At 71.1% G+C, this 15,615-nt stretch carries 12 protein-coding genes and 1 pseudogene; 1 reads left to right on the top strand and 12 read right to left on the bottom strand.

Annotation, left to right across the window (positions count from 1 at the left end):
- Positions 1-19: 19 nt before the first annotated feature.
- From ACZ6SD_RS17965 to pabB, 3 genes and pseudogenes are all read right to left on the bottom strand, one after another.
- Positions 20-1,003: a glycerophosphodiester phosphodiesterase family protein gene (locus tag ACZ6SD_RS17965; RefSeq protein WP_465318108.1), complete on the bottom strand. Its 984-nt coding sequence runs from the start codon at positions 1,001-1,003 to the stop codon at positions 20-22.
- A gap of 15 nt (positions 1,004-1,018) precedes the next feature.
- Positions 1,019-2,062, bottom strand: a pseudogene (locus ACZ6SD_RS17970) (glycerophosphodiester phosphodiesterase family protein); the annotation flags it as partial.
- A gap of 235 nt (positions 2,063-2,297) precedes the next feature.
- On the bottom strand, positions 2,298-4,370 hold the full coding sequence (pabB, locus tag ACZ6SD_RS17975) for an aminodeoxychorismate synthase component I (RefSeq protein ID WP_465318055.1): 2,073 nt from the start codon (positions 4,368-4,370) through the stop codon (positions 2,298-2,300).
- Positions 4,371-4,666: 296 nt separating this feature from the next.
- Between pabB and ACZ6SD_RS17980 the strand changes: the two genes are divergently transcribed.
- Complete coding sequence (locus ACZ6SD_RS17980) at positions 4,667-5,857, top strand: sensor histidine kinase (RefSeq protein ID WP_465318056.1); 1,191 nt, start codon at positions 4,667-4,669, stop codon at positions 5,855-5,857.
- A 64-nt stretch (positions 5,858-5,921) separates the two neighbouring features.
- On the opposite strand, the gene ACZ6SD_RS17985 is transcribed toward ACZ6SD_RS17980, so the two are convergent.
- The 9 genes from ACZ6SD_RS17985 to uvrC all read right to left on the bottom strand — a co-directional run bounded on the left by ACZ6SD_RS17985 (position 5,922) and on the right by uvrC (position 15,538).
- Positions 5,922-6,263, bottom strand: coding sequence for an RNA polymerase-binding protein RbpA (locus ACZ6SD_RS17985; protein ID WP_091447367.1), 342 nt, complete (start codon positions 6,261-6,263; stop codon positions 5,922-5,924).
- Positions 6,264-6,366: 103 nt separating this feature from the next.
- On the bottom strand, positions 6,367-6,600 hold the full coding sequence (gene secG / locus ACZ6SD_RS17990; protein ID WP_465318057.1) for a preprotein translocase subunit SecG: 234 nt from the start codon (positions 6,598-6,600) through the stop codon (positions 6,367-6,369).
- 227 nt (positions 6,601-6,827) lie between these two features.
- The gene (gene tpiA / locus ACZ6SD_RS17995; RefSeq protein WP_465318058.1) at positions 6,828-7,613 is read right to left on the bottom strand and encodes a triose-phosphate isomerase; all 786 of its coding nucleotides are present in this window, start codon (positions 7,611-7,613) and stop codon (positions 6,828-6,830) included.
- A gap of 3 nt (positions 7,614-7,616) precedes the next feature.
- The gene (locus tag ACZ6SD_RS18000; protein ID WP_465318059.1) at positions 7,617-8,804 is read right to left on the bottom strand and encodes a phosphoglycerate kinase; all 1,188 of its coding nucleotides are present in this window, start codon (positions 8,802-8,804) and stop codon (positions 7,617-7,619) included.
- Positions 8,805-8,815: 11 nt separating this feature from the next.
- Entirely contained in the window at positions 8,816-9,820 is a 1,005-nt protein-coding gene (gene gap, locus ACZ6SD_RS18005) for a type I glyceraldehyde-3-phosphate dehydrogenase (protein WP_465318060.1), read from the bottom strand.
- 570 nt (positions 9,821-10,390) lie between these two features.
- Positions 10,391-11,377 carry a DNA-binding protein WhiA gene (whiA, locus tag ACZ6SD_RS18010; protein ID WP_465318061.1) on the bottom strand — a complete coding sequence of 329 codons (987 nt, stop codon included), beginning with the start codon at positions 11,375-11,377 and terminating at the stop codon, positions 10,391-10,393.
- 65 nt (positions 11,378-11,442) lie between these two features.
- Positions 11,443-12,393 (bottom strand): gluconeogenesis factor YvcK family protein, encoded by a 951-nt coding sequence (locus tag ACZ6SD_RS18015; protein ID WP_465318109.1) that lies wholly within the window; start codon positions 12,391-12,393, stop codon positions 11,443-11,445.
- Between the two features lie 231 nt (positions 12,394-12,624).
- Positions 12,625-13,509 carry an RNase adapter RapZ gene (rapZ, locus tag ACZ6SD_RS18020; RefSeq protein WP_465318062.1) on the bottom strand — a complete coding sequence of 295 codons (885 nt, stop codon included), beginning with the start codon at positions 13,507-13,509 and terminating at the stop codon, positions 12,625-12,627.
- Positions 13,510-13,579: 70 nt separating this feature from the next.
- Entirely contained in the window at positions 13,580-15,538 is a 1,959-nt protein-coding gene (uvrC, locus tag ACZ6SD_RS18025) for an excinuclease ABC subunit UvrC (RefSeq protein ID WP_465318063.1), read from the bottom strand.
- Between the last annotated feature and the right edge of the window lie 77 nt (positions 15,539-15,615).

A 15,615-nucleotide genomic window follows, 5' to 3' on the forward strand; every position in this document is an offset into this window, starting at 1 on the left:
CCGCTCCACCCCTGTCAGGTCAGCGTAGGCCGTGGAGTTTGGCTACGCGGACCAGGAGGTCTGGGTTGTCGCTGATCAGGCCGTCGACTCCCAGGGCGATGACCCGGTTCATCGTCGGCTCGTCGTTCACCGTGTAGGGAACGACTTTGAGGTGTTTGCGGTGCAGGCCAGCGACATCGGGGCCATGGAAGTAGGCCGGGTTCTGGCGCAGGTACCAGTCCGCACTGTCCACTGTGGTCTGGTTCGGGTCGTGGACCTGCCAGTTGGCCGAGACGGTGGTCGCGCCGGATTGGCGGACCAACTTGGCCAGGTCTTGGCTCTTCCACCAGTCCAGGCCGCCGGTCCACGGGCTCTTGGTGGCCGGGTCGCCGTAGACGGCTTGCAGTGAGCATTCGTCGGCCAGGGTTGCGCATTCGGCTGGGCCGTACTGCCAGACCAGGGCGACGGTTTCCAGGTGCGGGTTGAGCTTGCGGGCCAGAATGATGGTGCGCCAGTCGAAGGACTGGAGAGTCGTTCGGGAAGTGAAGCCCGCTCGGGCGATTTCGGTGACCACCTTGCGGGTGAACACCTCGTAGGGGGCCGTGTCGTCGGCGGTCGGGCTGATCTTTGTCTCGATGTTCAGGCGGACGTCCGGGCGGCCACTGGCGCGGACGGTGGCGAAAACCTCCGCGAGGGTGGGGATTCGCTCACCGGGGGCGGCCACCTGCTCGGGGAACTCCGGGAGGGTTTTGGAGCCGCAGTCGATCGTCTTGAGCTGGGCCAGCGTGAGGTCGTGGACTCGCTTGCCCACGTAGGGGAACTCCGGGTCGCCGGGCGTGGCCGGGGTGGTGTCGACGCAGTGGGAGCCGTTGACCGTGCGGTCGTGGATGACCACGACATGGCCGTCTTCGGTGATTCCGGTGTCCAGCTCCACAGTGGACACATCCGGATTCGCCAGGGCGTAGCGGAAAGCCGCCAGGGTGTTCTCCGGGCGCACCGCGCGGGCACCTCGGTGGCCCTGGATGTCGAACGGGGACGCGTACGCCCGCGGAAGGCGGAATCCGCGCTGCGCCAACAGAGTCCGAAGGCGGTCGGGATAGTCGGTGATGAGGCCGTCGATGCCGTCGTCGATCAGTTTGGCCATCGTGGGGACGTCGTTGACGGTCCACGGGACGACCTTGATGCCGTTGCGGTGCGCGTGGCGCACCATTTCGGCGGTCACATAAGGACGGTAGGCGGGGTCTTGGACTGAGCCGCCCTGGGGGAAGCCGTGCACCGGGGAGAAGGTGGTCGCGCCGAAGGTTTTGATGGCGGCGATGGGATCACCGTGGAAATCGTCAATGTCCAGGCCGCCCAGCCAGGGAGAGGCGCCGTCCTTGCCGGTTTGGAGGAAGTCGTAGTTGGTCAGGGCGACCAACGGAAGCCGGGGGGCGACCTGGCGCATCCGCATCAGCGCGCCCCAGTCGAAACTCTGGATGCTCACCCGGTCGCCCACCCCGGCCGCCTCGATCTCGCGGGCGGTGATCTGGACGAACTGCTCGCGCGGCGCTGTTTCGTGCGGGGCGCCCGCTTCGACCTTGGTCTCGATGTTGAACCGGACATCAGTCGCGCCGTAGCGGTGGACCAATGCGAAGACGTCGCGCAGCAACGGCATTCGGGAGCCGGGAGCCAGTTCCTGGTCCGGGCGGTCGGCGAGGCGGATGGAGCCGCAGTCGAGGGTGCGGACCTGGGCGAGCGTCAGCGTGTGGACGAACTTGCCGACATAGGGGTACTCGGCGTCGCCGGGAGTCGCGGGTGCGGTGTCGCGGCACTTGCGGGCGTCGACCCTGCGGTCGTGGGTGACCACGGCCTGGCCGTCCTCGGTGATCTGGACGTCAAGTTCCAGGGTGCTCACGCCCAGCCGCAGGGCGTTGCCGAAGGCGCTGAGGCTGCTCTCCACGCGCAGGCCAAGGCCGCCGCGATGGGCTTGCAGGTCGAACGTGCGCCCGCGGTGGTCGGTCTCGGCCGCCGCCGCGGTCAGGGGCGCGGCGAGCACGCAGGTGAGCGCCGCCGCGGCCGCCCGGGCTAACAGGGATCGGGTCATAGCCGGATGGTGGCAACCGGAAGGGGACAGGCCATGACGGCAGAGTGAACGACCAGGTGAACGGCCGGACCGGAAATCGGCTGACCCACCGGACCGAGCCAGGCAGCAGGCCAAGCGACAGGGACGAACGGTCAGAGTGAAACGACCAGACCGCGAATCAGCGTGAACGCCGGACCAGCAGCGGGGCGAGCGGCCAGACCGAACAAGCCCGTCGGAAGGCCACGAACCAACCCGGCTAGCGGCCGGTGGCCGGGACGCGGCCGGGGAACTCGGCGTCGAGCAGGGTGAGCATGGTGGTGGCCTTCACCGCGGTCTCCTCGAACTCCCCCGCCGGGTCCGACAGGGCGATGACCGCGCCGCCGACGCCGAAGGAGACTGAGCCGGGGCGCACGACCAGGGTGCGGATGACGATGCTCAGGTCGGCCGCGCCGGTCAGGGAGAAGAACCCGATCGCGCCGGAGTAGACGCCGCGGGGGCCGCGTTCCAACCGGTCGATGATCTCCATGGTGCGCACCTTGGGGGCGCCGGTCATCGAGCCGCCGGGGAAAGCCGCGCGGACGCACCGCACCGCCGAGATCCCCTCGGCGAGTTGGGCGCGGATCGTGCTGACCATCTGGTGCACCGTCGCGTAGGTCTCGACCTCGAACAGGGCGGGCACGTGCACCGAGCCGACCTCGGCGTGCACGCCCAAGTCGTTGCGGACCAGGTCCACGATCATCAGGTTCTCGGCGCGGTCCTTCTCGTCGGTGGCCAGGTCGTGCCGCAGCGCCTCGTCTTCCTCGGGGGTGCGGCCGCGCGGGCGGGTGCCCTTGATCGGGCGGGACTCGACCGCGCCGGTCGCCGAGACGGACAGGAACCGCTCGGGGGACGTGCTCAGCACCGACAGGTCGCCGAAGCGCAGCAGCGCGCCGAACGGGGCGGGGCTGGCCCGCCGCAGGTAGCGGTAGGTCTGCCAGACGTCGACGGCGGCAGGGGCGGTCAACTCGTTGGTGAGGCAGACCTCGTAGGTGTTGCCGTCATCGATCGCGACCTGGCAGCGGGCCACCATCGCCAGGTAGTCGGCCCGGTCGTGGCGCGGAGTCAACTCCCCCGCGACGACCCCCGGCGTGACCGGGGCGGTGGGCGCGGGGTCGGCGGCGAGGGCGACGAGACGGGCCGCGGTAGCGGCCTGCCACTCGCGGGCGGCGGGCTCGTCGCCCGCGAGAGCGAGCAGGTAGACCTCTCCGGTGGCGTGGTCGAACACCACGGCGCGGTCGGCGAAGACCAGTTGCGCGTCGGGGTCGGCGGCCCGGTGCGCCTTGGCGCCGCCGCACTCGGCCTTGAGCTCGTACCCGAGGTAGCCGACCCAGCCGAGCGCGAAGTCGAACGGCAGGTCCGGCACGACCACCCGGCGCGCGGCGAGGTCGGCGTCGAGCCAGCCGAGGAAGTCGCTGGTGACGACCTCGACGCCTGCAGCGGAGGTGACGGTGACCGTGCCCGTCCACACGTCGGCCGCGGCGACCCTGCCCAGTGGGCCGCTCGCGTCGCCGAGGAAGGAGAAGCCGCCGCCCGCGGAGTTGTCCAGCCAGAACGCGTGGGGCGAGTCTCGGTAGAGCGCGTCGAACGCCTCTTCCGCGGTGACGGCGACGGTCAGCCGCTTGACGAGCACGCGGGCCGCCTCCGCGGCGGGCTCTGGCGGGTCGGGCAGCGGCGGGATGGACCCGGCGACCACGGTTTCCCTCGGGTGTTCGGCCCGCCAGCACCGGGTCAGCGCGGCGAAGTTGGCCAGCAGGTCGCGGCCGTGCTCGGTGGCGACCGACTCGGGGTGGAACTGCACGCCCCAGGCAGGCCGGTCGCGGTGGCGGACGCCCATGAGCACGCCGTCGTCGCTCCACGCGGTGGCCACCAGGTGGTCGGGCAGGTCCTCGACCGCCAGGGAGTGGTACCGCACGACCCGCAGCGGCGAGGGCAGCCCGGCGAACAGGTCGGTCCCGGCGTGGTGGACCGAGGAGAGCCTGCCGTGCCGGACCTCGGGGGCGTGCGCGATCCGCGCGCCCGCCAGCAGGCACAGGCCCTGGTGCCCGAGGCAGACGCCGAGCAGCGGCTGGCGGGCCGCGGCGAGCACGGCGCGGCTGAGGCCGAAATCGCGGCGCACACCGGGGTGGCCGGGTCCCGGGGAGATCACCACGTTGTCGAACTCGGCCAGTTCGCCCAGGTCCCAGTCCTCGTCGTTGCGCACGACCGTCGGCCGGGCGCCGTCGATGGCGGCGAGCGCCTGGTAGAGGTTGTAGGTGAAGGAGTCGTAGTTGTCGATGATCAGCGTGCGCACCTGCGGACTCCTTTCCCTCACTGCATAGCGGCTACTGTGGATTTGCTCTCGCACAGAAGTTCGGCACACCCCGTCCCGAGCAGGGCGATGTCTGTCTTCATTGGTGACGAGCACCGTGCAGCACATCGCCGCAGGAAGGGCGATTCATGCCACAGCGACAGCGCAGGCCTGCCCAGGACCGCAAGAATGCTACAACCCGGGACGAGGTGCCCCAGCAGCGAGCGGGCGCACACGACCGGCCTGAGCTGCACGAACAGCTTGAGTCCAGCACCGGCGGAGAACAAGGAGGTGCCGCCGTGGCCGCGCCGACGCTCTCCCCGGACAACCTCGTGCCCGCCGCGACCCCGGGCAAAACCCGCCTTCGGGCGCCGCGCTGGTACGCCGCGCTGCGCGCGAACCGGCGCGTGCGGGCCGTCTCGTCGGACGTCCTCGCCGTCGTCGTGGCCGTCCTCGACGTCTGGCTGGTCATCCCGGAGAACGCGCCCAGCTACTCGATCTGGCTGTCCTGGGCGGCGGTCCCGGCGATGCTGCTGCGCAGGCACGTGCCGTTCCTGGCCGTGCTGCTCACCATTCCGGGCTTCTTCGCGGGCTGGGCGCAGCTCGCGGCCATGATCGCGCTCGGCACACTCGCCCGACGCCGCCTGTTCGACTGGCGCACCATCACCGGGGCCGTGCTGGTGTGGCTGTCCCGGTTCGTGCTGTGGCCGTGGTCGGAGTTCCTGGCCCTGACCTGGCGCCAGCACTTCCTCGACGCGCTCTACGGGGTGCTCGTCGCCGGGATGCCGGTCGCGATCGGGATGCTCATCTCGCTGCGGCACGAACTGGCGACCCGCATCCGGCAACTCGCCCGCAGCCGGGAGCGGGAGCAGCGGCTGCACGCGGCCGCCGTCCGGGCCGCCGAGCGCGCCAAACTCGCCCGCGAGATGCACGACGTGGTCTCCCACCAGGTCACGCTCATCGCGATGCAGGCGGGCGCGCTGAAGGTGGGCTGCCAGGACGAGGAGACCCGCGAGGCGGCCGAGACGATCCGCACGCTGAGCACCCGCACCCTCGAAGAGCTGCGGGAACTGGTGGGCGTGCTGCGCTCCGGCGGCGACGACGCCGACACGCAGCCGGGGGTCGAGGAGATCGGCGACCTGGTGCACAGCTCCGACGTCGCCGTGGCGCTGGCCATCGACGCGGAGCCGGAGCGGCTGCCCGCGCCGGTCTCGCGGGCGGCGTACCGCACCGTCCAGGAGGCGCTGACGAACGTGCGCAAGCACGCGGCGGGCTCGCGGGCGTCGGTGCGGGTGCAGACGCGGGAGAACGTGCTCGTCGTGGAGGTCAGCAACGACCGGCCCAGCACCCGGTCGCCCGGCCTGCCCTCCGGCGGACACGGGCTGCTCGGCCTGCGGGAACGCGCGGGCCTGCTGGGCGGCAGCTTCGACGCGGGCCCGACCTCGGAGGGCGGGTTCTCGGTGCGCGCCCGGTACCCGCTGGCGAACTGAGAAATGCCTCGAGCCCCGCTCCTGGTGGGAGCGGGGCCCGAGGGACGCTTGGCGTCGGGCTGGGTCAGCCTTCGCGCCGGGCGCGGAGCTTGGCCAGCGCCTCGGCGAGGATGGCCTCGCCGTCGGCGTCGGAGCGCCGCTCCTTCACGTAAGCCAGGTGCGTCTTGTACGGCTCGTTGCGGGGCGCCTTCGGCGGCGCCTGTTCGTCCAGGCCGCCGGGCAGGCCGCAGCGCGGGCAGTCCCACGACTCCGGCTTCTCGGCGTCCAGCGCGAACGACGGACGGGACTCGTGTCCGTTCGCGCACCAGTAGGACACCCGCTGCCGAGGCGCGGACTCGCCGCGCTCGGACTCACCCATGGGACCAGCACCGACCCGGGTACCCCGGATCGCGTTACCACCGGCCATTGATGTTCACACCCCCACCACGTGGTTACACGGCGCCTTGATCGCGCCGCGTCACTGTCGAGACACCTTGGACCCGCCTTCCACCCGGATGGCGGGAGCCGGATCAGCCGACCTTGACCAGCAGACCGAGACCGATGACGCAGATGATCCAGACCGCGCCGACGAACAGGGTCACCCGGTCGAGGTTCTTCTCGACCACACTGGAGCCGGACAGGCTGGACTGCATTCCGCCGCCGAACAGCGAGGAGAGGCCGCCACCGCGACCCCGGTGAAGCAGCACCAGCAGAATCAGCAGCAGGCTGGTGACGATCAGGGCGATCTGCAGGGTCAGAACCATGTCATCCTCGCTGTCGAACGATTGAAGTCACAGGCTACCTGGTGATGTTGGTATTCACGACCACCGCCCCGGCGCGCCACGCCGATGGCGCTTACCAGATTCGCCGCCGCCGCGCACGCCCGAGTCGTCAGCACGTGCAGCCGCACGCCCAGGAACGCCGAAGGCCCCTCCCACCAGGGCTAACCCGGCGGGAAGGGCCTTCACGAGCCGATCGCGGCCCGGATCGCCTACGGCAGCGGTCCGCCCGCGGCCAGCGCGCACAACTTGGTGAACTCGTCGGCTTGCAGGCTCGCGCCGCCAACGAGGGCGCCGTCGACGTCCTCCTGGGCGACGAGCTCGCCGATGTTGCCCGACTTCACCGAGCCGCCGTAGAGCACGCGGACGGTCGCGGCGACCTCGTCGCCGTACTTGTCCGACAGGGTCTTGCGCAGCGCGGCGCAGACCTCCTGCGCGTCGGCGGAGGTGGCCACCTTGCCGGTGCCGATCGCCCACACCGGCTCGTAGGCGATGACGACCTTGGCCACCTGCTCGGCCTTGAGCCCCTTGAGCCCGGCGACGAGCTGCTCGGTGCAGTGCGGCACGTGCTCGCCCGCCTCGCGCACCTCGACGCGCTCGCCCAGGCACAGGATCGGGATGAGCCCGTGCTTGAGAGCGGCCTTCACCTTCGCGTTGACCAGTTCGTCGGTCTCGTTGTGGTACTCGCGGCGCTCGGAGTGGCCGACGGTCACGTACGTGCAGCCCAGCTTCGCCAGCATCGGCCCAGAGACCTCGCCGGTGTAGGCGCCCGAGTCGTACCGGGAGATGTCCTGCGCGCCGTAGCGGATCAGCAGCTTGTCGCCGTCGACCATGGTCTGGATCGACCGGATGTCGGTGAACGGCGGCAGCACGGCCACCTCCACCTTGGCGAAGTACTTCTCCGGCAGCGAGAAGGAGATCTTCTGCACCAGGGCGATCGCCTCAAGGTGGTTCAGATTCATCTTCCAGTTGCCCGCGATGAGGACCTGTCGTGCCATGGCTCAGCCCTCCAGCACCGCGACGCCGGGGAGCTCCTTGCCCTCCAGGTACTCCAGCGACGCGCCGCCGCCGGTCGAGATGTGCGAGAACCCGTCCTCGGGCAGGCCCAGCAGCCGCACGGCCGCCGCCGAGTCGCCGCCGCCGACCACGCTGAACGCGTCCGCGTCGACGATCGCCTGCGCCACGCCGCGCGTGCCATCAGCGAACGGGGCGAGCTCGAACACGCCCATCGGGCCGTTCCAGAACACCGTGCCCGCGCCCGCGAGGATCTCGCCGTAGCGCTCGACGGTGATCGGGCCGATGTCGAGGCCCTTCCAGCCCTCGCGGATGTTCGCCGCGAGCACGGTCTGGGTGTTCGCCTCGGCGGAGAACTCGTCGGCGATGACCACGTCCGCTGGGAGCACGATCTTCTCCGGGTGCTCGGCGAGCAGCCGCTTGCAGGTGTCGATCATGTCGGCTTCCAGCAGCGAGTCGCCGACGCCGAGGCCCTCCGCGGCCAGGAACGTGAAGCACATCCCGCCGCCGACCAGGATCGCGTCGACCTTGGGCAGCAGCGAGGAGATGACCGCGAGCTTGTCGGAGACCTTCGAGCCGCCCAGCGCCACCACGTACGGCCGCTTCGGCTCGCCGGTGAGCTGCCGCAGCACCTCGACCTCGGCGAGCACGAGACCGCCCGCGTACGCCGGGAGCTTGGTCGCGATCTCGTAGACCGAGGCCTGCTTGCGGTGCACGACACCGAAACCGTCGGAGACGAACGCGTCGGCCAGCGCGGCGAACTCCTCGGCCAACGCGCCGCGCTCAGCGGCGTCCTTGCTGGTCTCCCGTGGGTCGAAGCGCACGTTCTCCAGCAGCGCGACGCCGCCGTCGGCGAGCGCGTCCACAGTGGACTTCGCGGACGGGCCGACCACGTCGGCGGCGAACGCGACCGGCGCGCCGAGCAGGTCGCCGAGCCGCTTGGCGACCGGCGCGAGGGAGTACTTCGCGTCCGGCGCGCCCTTGGGCCTGCCCAGGTGCGCCGCGACCACGACCCGCGCGCCCGCCTGGGTGAGCGCGCTGATCGTGGGCAGCGACGCGCGGACGCGGCCGTCGTCGGTGATGGTGTCGCCGTCGAGGGGGACGTTGAGGTCGGCGCGCACGAGCACGCGCCGACCCGCCACGCCCTCGGCGAGCAGGTCGTCGAGAGTCTTCACAGGGGCGGTCCTCAGAGCTTCGAGGCGACGAGAGCGGTCAGGTCCGCGAGGCGGTTGGAGTAGCCCCACTCGTTGTCGTACCAGCCGACGACCTTGACCTGGTTGCCGGTGACCTTGGTCAGCGGCGCGTCGTAGATGCACGACGCCGGGTCGGTGACGATGTCCGAGGACACGATCGGGTCGGTGCTGTAGCGCAGGATGCCCGCGAGCGGGCCGTCCGCCGCGGCCTTGTAGGCGGCGTTGACCTCGTCCAGGGTGACCTCGCGGCCCAGGGTGACGGTCAGGTCGGTGGCCGAGCCGGTCGGCACCGGCACGCGCAGCGCGTAGCCGTCGAGCTTGCCGTTGAGCTCGGGCAGCACCAGGCCGATGGCCTTGGCGGCTCCGGTCGAGGTGGGCACGATGTTGAGCGCGGCGGCCCGGGCCCGACGCAGGTCGGCGTGCGGGGCGTCCTGCAGGTTCTGGTCCTGGGTGTAGGCGTGGATCGTGGTCATCAGGCCACGCTCGACGGTGAACGCGTCGTGCAGCACCTTCGCCAGCGGCGCGAGGCAGTTGGTGGTGCAGGACGCGTTGGAGATGACGGTCTGCGAGCCGTCGTACTTGTCCTCGTTGGCGCCGAGGACGACGGTCAGGTCCTCGCCCTTGGCCGGCGCGGAGATGATGACCTTCTTCGCGCCGCCCTCGTCGACGTGCTTGCGCGCGTCGGCGGCCTTGGTGAAGAAGCCGGTGGACTCGACCACGACGTCGACGCCGAGGTCCTTCCAGGGCAGCTTGCCCGGGTCGCGCTCGGCGAGCGCCTTGATGGTCTGGTCGCCGACCTTGATGCCCTCGTCGGTCACCGAGACCTCCTGCGGCAACCGGCCGAGGATGCTGTCGTACTTGAGCAGGTGGGCCATGGTCGCCACGTCACCGAGGTCGTTGAAGGCCACGATCTCGATGTCGTGGTCGCTCGCCTGCACGGCTCGCCAGAAGTTGCGACCGATCCGACCGAAACCGTTGACACCTACGCGAACCGTCACCTGTGTCTCCTCGTTGCGACTCGTAGTAACGGGCCCTGGGGCCCAAGATTTTCCGCCTATCCACCGAACCCTAGCGTCCAGGCGGCCACTCGCAGGTCAGGAGGTCAGCGGGGTCTCTTTATCGAATCAGATCATGACGGTGACCGCCAGTGGCAAGTCCCGGTAGGGGACGGATTGTCTCGCTCGAACAAGATCACCGCGGATTTTCCGGATACTCCCAGCGGCGGGCGACAACCACGCCCGCGGCCGAGCCGTAGTGACAACCGGGAATGACAACCCGATCAGTGACGAACCCGCACCCGGCGACACCGCCAGGTAAGACCGCTCGGTGACGACTCGGGACATGACAACGGAGTGGAGTCCGCCTGCCCCCACGCCGGGCGGACTCCACTCCGTTTCCCCCCGCGGGCGCCCCTCCCCCAAGCGGCGCCCGCGCTCCCAGTAGTGAAGAGGCGCCCGCGAGGGTGACAGATACTGAATGAGACTCAGGTCACATCTACGGTGGTGGTGAGTGACTTTCCGTGCTCGCCAGGAGTCGGTCAGCGTCAGCCACAGCGGTGTTCGCGCTGGTCAGGCGTCCGCGTCGAGCATGTCGGCGGTGACAGCGGACTCGGTGTCGGGCAGGCCGAGGTCCTTGGCGCGCTTGTCGGCCATCGCCAGCAGCCTGCGGATCCGGCCCGCCACCGCGTCCTTGGTCATCGGCGGCTCGGAAAGCTGGCCCAGCTCCTCCAGCGACGCCTGCTTGTTCTTCAGCCGCAGCTCCCCCGCCGCGGTCAGGTGCTCCGGGGCGTCCGGGCCGAGGATCTCCATCGCCCGCTGCACCCGCGCGGCGGCGGCGACCGCGGCGCGGGCCGAGCGGCGCAGGTTGGCGTCGTCGAAGTTCGCGAGGCGGTTGGCGGTGGCCCGCACCTCGCGGCGCATCCGGCGTTCCTCCCAGGCCAGCACACTGGAGTGGGCGCCGAGGCGGGTGAGCAGCGCGCCGATGGCGTCGCCGTCGCGCACGACCACCCGGTCGGCGCCGCGCACCTCGCGCGACTTGGCCTGGATGCCCATCCGGCGCGCCGCGCCGACGATGGCCAGCGCCGCCTCCGGGCCGGGGCAGGTGATCTCCAGCGCGGACGATCTACCCGGCTCGGTGAGCGAGCCGTGCGCGAGGAACGCGCCGCGCCAGGCGGCCTCCGCGTCGCAGACCCCGCCGGACACCACCGGCGCGGGCAGCCCGCGCACCGGCCTGCCGCGTGGGTCGAGCAGGCCGGTCTGCCGGGCCAGGCCGTCGCCGTCCTTGACCACGCGCACCACGTACCGGGTGCCCTTGCGCAGCCCGCCCGAGGTGATCACGTGCACGTCGGCGTGGTGGCCGTACAGGTCGTGGATCTCCTTGCGCAGCCGCCGCGCGGCCGATCCGGTGTCCAACTCGGCCTCGACCACGACCCGGCCCGCCACGATGTGCAGCCCGCCAGCGAAGCGCAGCAGCGAGGACACCTCGGCGCGCCTGCAACAGGTCTTGGACACCGCGAGCCTGCTCAGCTCGTCCTTGACTGCGGCGGTCATCGCCACGGGTCCTCCTCTCCGGCCCAGCTAGGGCTTCCCCGGGTACATCCCATCACGACGGCCCGATCGGCTCAGCGTCCCCTCACCGAGGTGATCGCCCGCCGCAGGCTCGCCGCGAGGGCGTCAGGATCGTGCCTGCCCGCCACCGGACCGGCCGCGATCGCGTCGAGCAGCATGTCCGCCCCGAGGGCGGCAGCCGCACGTCGGAGCCGGTCCGGCGTGGGAACCGAGTCCGCGTCGGCGATGACCGCGTCCACCCGCAGCCGGGGCGCGTGCTCGGACAGCACGTCCAGATGCCGCTCCGGTGAGAAGCCCGCGGTTTCCCCCGGTTGGGGGACAAGATTCAACACGACGACCCGGGTCGCCTCGGTCCGCACGATGGCGTCGTGCAAGTCGGGGACCAGCAGGTGCGGCAGGACACTGGTGAACCAGGACCCCGGACCGAGCAGCACCACGTCGGCGGCGAGGACGGCGGCGACCGCCTCCGGGCAGGCCGAGGGGCGCTCGGTGCGGCGGGCGGCGCCCAGCAGCCGGATGCGGCGCACCCGGCCAGGGGTCGTCGCCACGGCGACCTGGCCGCGGATGCGGCGAACCGTGGTCGGGTCCTCCTCCAGCCCGGTCACGTCGGCCTCGATGTCCAGCGGCTCGGTCGACATCGGCAGCACCCGCCCGGTGACCCCGAGCAGCCGGGCGGCCTCGGCGAGCGCGGCGACCGGGTCGCCGACCACCTCCAGCAGGCCCGCCAGCACCAGGTTGCCCACCGCGTGGCCCGCGAGGGCGCCGGAGCCGCCGAACCGGTGCTCGAACACCTCCCGCCACGGCTGGTCGCCGCACCCGGCCAGGGCGGTGAGCGCCTTGCGCAGGTCACCCGGCGGAAGCAGGCCCAGCTCACGGCGCAACCGGCCGGACGAGCCGCCGTCGTCGGCGACGGTCACCACCGCGGTGACGTCGTCGGTGAGCCGCCGCAGCGCGCTCAGCGTGGCGTGCAGCCCATGGCCCCCGCCGAGGGCGACCGCGCGCAGCGGCCGGTCCAGCGGCGGCCCGTCCGCGGGTGCGCTCACTGAACCACCTCGCTCATCCGGTGGCCCCGCGCCCAAGATCCGCTGGCGAAATCCCGCAGCAGGCCACCCACTCGGCGGGCAGGCCCCACCCGCCGCCGCGGCGCGGCACTGATCAGCTCGCGATGTCCCCTCACCGGGCCACCTCGCTCGTCCGGTGTCCCCGCTCGCGTGCGCGGTCGGTCAACGAATCGCTCACTCGCGCCCCAGGTCGCGGTGCACGACCTTGACCGCCATGCCGTCCTCGTCCGCGAGCCTGCGGGAAAGCTCCTCGGAGATCGCGACACTGCGGTGCTTGCCGCCCGTACAGCCCACGGCCAGCGTCAGGTAGCGCTTGCCCTCGCGGCGGTAACCGGCGCCGATCAGGCGCAGCAGCTCGTGGTAGCGGTCGAGGAACTCGTCCGCGCCCTCCTGGCTGAGCACGTAGTTGCGCACGTCGGCGTCGCGGCCGGTCTGGTCCTTCAGCTCCGGGATCCAGAACGGGTTCGGCAGGAAGCGCACGTCCATGACCAGGTCGGCGTCCATCGGCAGGCCGTACTTGTAGCCGAAGGACAGCACGGTGACCCGCGTGCCAGTGCTCGACTCGGTGCCGAACGCGTCCTCGATCTTGGCGCGCAGCTGGTGCACCGACAGCGTCGAGGTGTCCAGGATCAGGTCGGCCTCCTCGCGCAGCGGCATGAGCAGCGAGCGCTCGTTGGCGATGCCCTCGATCAGCCTGCCCTCGCCCTGCAACGGGTGGCCCCGGCGGACCTGCTCGAAGCGGCGGACCAGGACCTCGGTCGTGGCCTCCAGGAACAGCACGCGCGGCCGGTAGCCGCGGGCGTCGAGGTCCTTGATGATGGCGGAGAGGTCTTCGGTGAACGCGCGGCTGCGCACGTCCATCACGACCGCCACCTTGGTGATCGCCCCCCTGGCCTGCGAGCCGAGCTCGACCATGGTGGAGATCAGCTCCGGGGGCAGGTTGTCCACGACGAACCAGCCCAGATCCTCCAGGCACTTGGCCGCCGTGCTCCGTCCCGCGCCCGAGAGCCCGGTGACGACCGCGACCTCGATACCGGGCCCGGCCTGTTCGGTGTTCACCGAGCCACCCCACAAGTCCGGCGGCTCCGCACGCCAACGCACTGTGCCAATGATTCGCTCGCAAGCTCGCTCACTGCGTTCCCTCTGCCTTCCCTGCCCCCGGGGAGTCTCCCGCGAGCGCGCTGTGCACTGCCTGCGCGGTGCCCGGGCCGATGCCGGGCACCTCGCCGATCTCGTCGATGCTCGCCGCCCGCAGGCGTTTCAGCGAGCCGAAATGCTTGATCAGAACCGACTTCCTGGTCTGGCCGAGGCCGGGGATGTCGTCAAGGACCGAGGTCGTCAACCGCTTGGACCGCTTCTGCCGGTGGTAGGCGACCGCGAACCGGTGGGCTTCGTCACGCACCCGCTGCAGCAGGTACAGCGCCTCGCTGGTGCGCGGCAGGATCGCGGGCTCCGGCTCGGCGGGCAGCCACACCTCTTCCAGCCGCTTGGCGAGCCCGATCACCGCGACGTCGGTGACGCCGAGGTCGGCGAGGACATCGGCGGCGGCGTTGGCCTGCGGTCCGGCTCCGTCGACCACCAGCAGGTTCGGCGGGTAGGCGAAACGGCGCGGCTTGCCGGTCTCCGGGTCGATCCCCGGGGTCGGGTCCTGCCGCTGGCCGGACTCCCCCGCGTGCCGGGCGAACCGGCGGCGCACCACCTCCGCGATCGAGGCGACATCGCCCTCCGTGGCCGCCTCGCGGATGGCGAAGCGCCGGTACTCGGACTTGCGCGCCAAGCCGTCCTCGAACACCACGAGCGAGGCAACCACGTCGCTGCCCTGGATGTGGCTGATGTCGACGCACTCGATGCGCAGCGGCGCGGTGTCGAGCCCCAGCGCGTCCTGCAACTCCTGCAACGCCGCCGAACGGGCCGTCAGGTCGCCCGCGCGGCGCAGCTTGTGCTGGGTGAACGCCTCCTTGGCGTTGCGCTCCACGGTCTCCATCAGCGCCCGCTTGTCGCCGCGCTGCGGCACCCGCAGCGCCACCCGCGCCCCACGCAGCTCGCTGAGCCAGTCGGCGATGGCCGGGGCGTCCTCGGGCAGCTCGGGCACCAGGACCTCGCGCGGCACCGGGCTGCCGTCGGTCTCGGTCATCTCGGCCTGGTCGCCGTAGAACTGGCTGAGGAACCGGTCGACCAGACCGGAGACCGGGGTTTCCTCGTCGGCGTCCTCGATGCGGTCGATCACCCATCCGCGCTGGCCGCGAACCCGTCCACCGCGCACGTGGAACACCTGCACGGCCGCTTCCAGCTCATCGAAGGCGAAAGCCACCACGTCGGCGTCGGTGCCGTCGCCGAGGACGACGGCCTGCTTCTCCATGGCGCGCCGCAACGCGGCCACGTCGTCGCGCAGCCGGGCGGCCCGCTCGAACTCCAAGGCGTCGGAGGCCGCTGTCATTTCCTTTTCCAACCGGCGCACCATGGCGTCGGTCTTGCCGGAGAGGAAGTCGCAGAAGTCCACCACGATCGCCCGGTGCTCATCGGCGTCGACCTTGCCCACACAGGGCGCCGAGCACTTGTCGATGTAGCCGAGCAGGCACGGCCGCCCGATCTGGCCGTGCCGCTTGAACACCCCCGCCGAGCAGGTGCGCGCCGGAAACACCCGCAACAGCAGGTCAAGCGTCTCGCGGATGGCCCACGCGTGCGCGTACGGCCCGAAGTAGCGCACCCCCTTCTTGCGCGGCCCCCGGTAGACGTGCAGCCGCGGATACTGCTCGTGCATCGTCACGGCCAGCACCGGGTACGACTTGTCGTCGCGGTAGCGGACGTTGAACCGGGGGTCGAACTCCTTGATCCAGTTGTACTCCAGCTGCAACGCCTCGACCTCGGTGGACACCACGGTCCACTCGACCGCGCCCGCGGTGGTCACCATCTGCCGGGTGCGCGGATGCAGGGACGAGACGTCGGCGAAGTACGAGTTCAACCTGCCCCGCAGGCTTTTCGCCTTGCCAACGTAGATGACCCGGCCACCAGGATCACGGAACTTGTACACGCCAGGCGCGTCCGGGATGGTGCCGGGAGACGGTCGGTAGGTGGACGGGTCGGCCACACCGACAACCCTACGGCCGACCACCGACAACCAACGGCGTCGGGTCGCCACCCGCGCCCACTCCCGACGTTTCCGCG

The organism is Actinokineospora sp. NPDC051303, assembly GCF_055586285.1.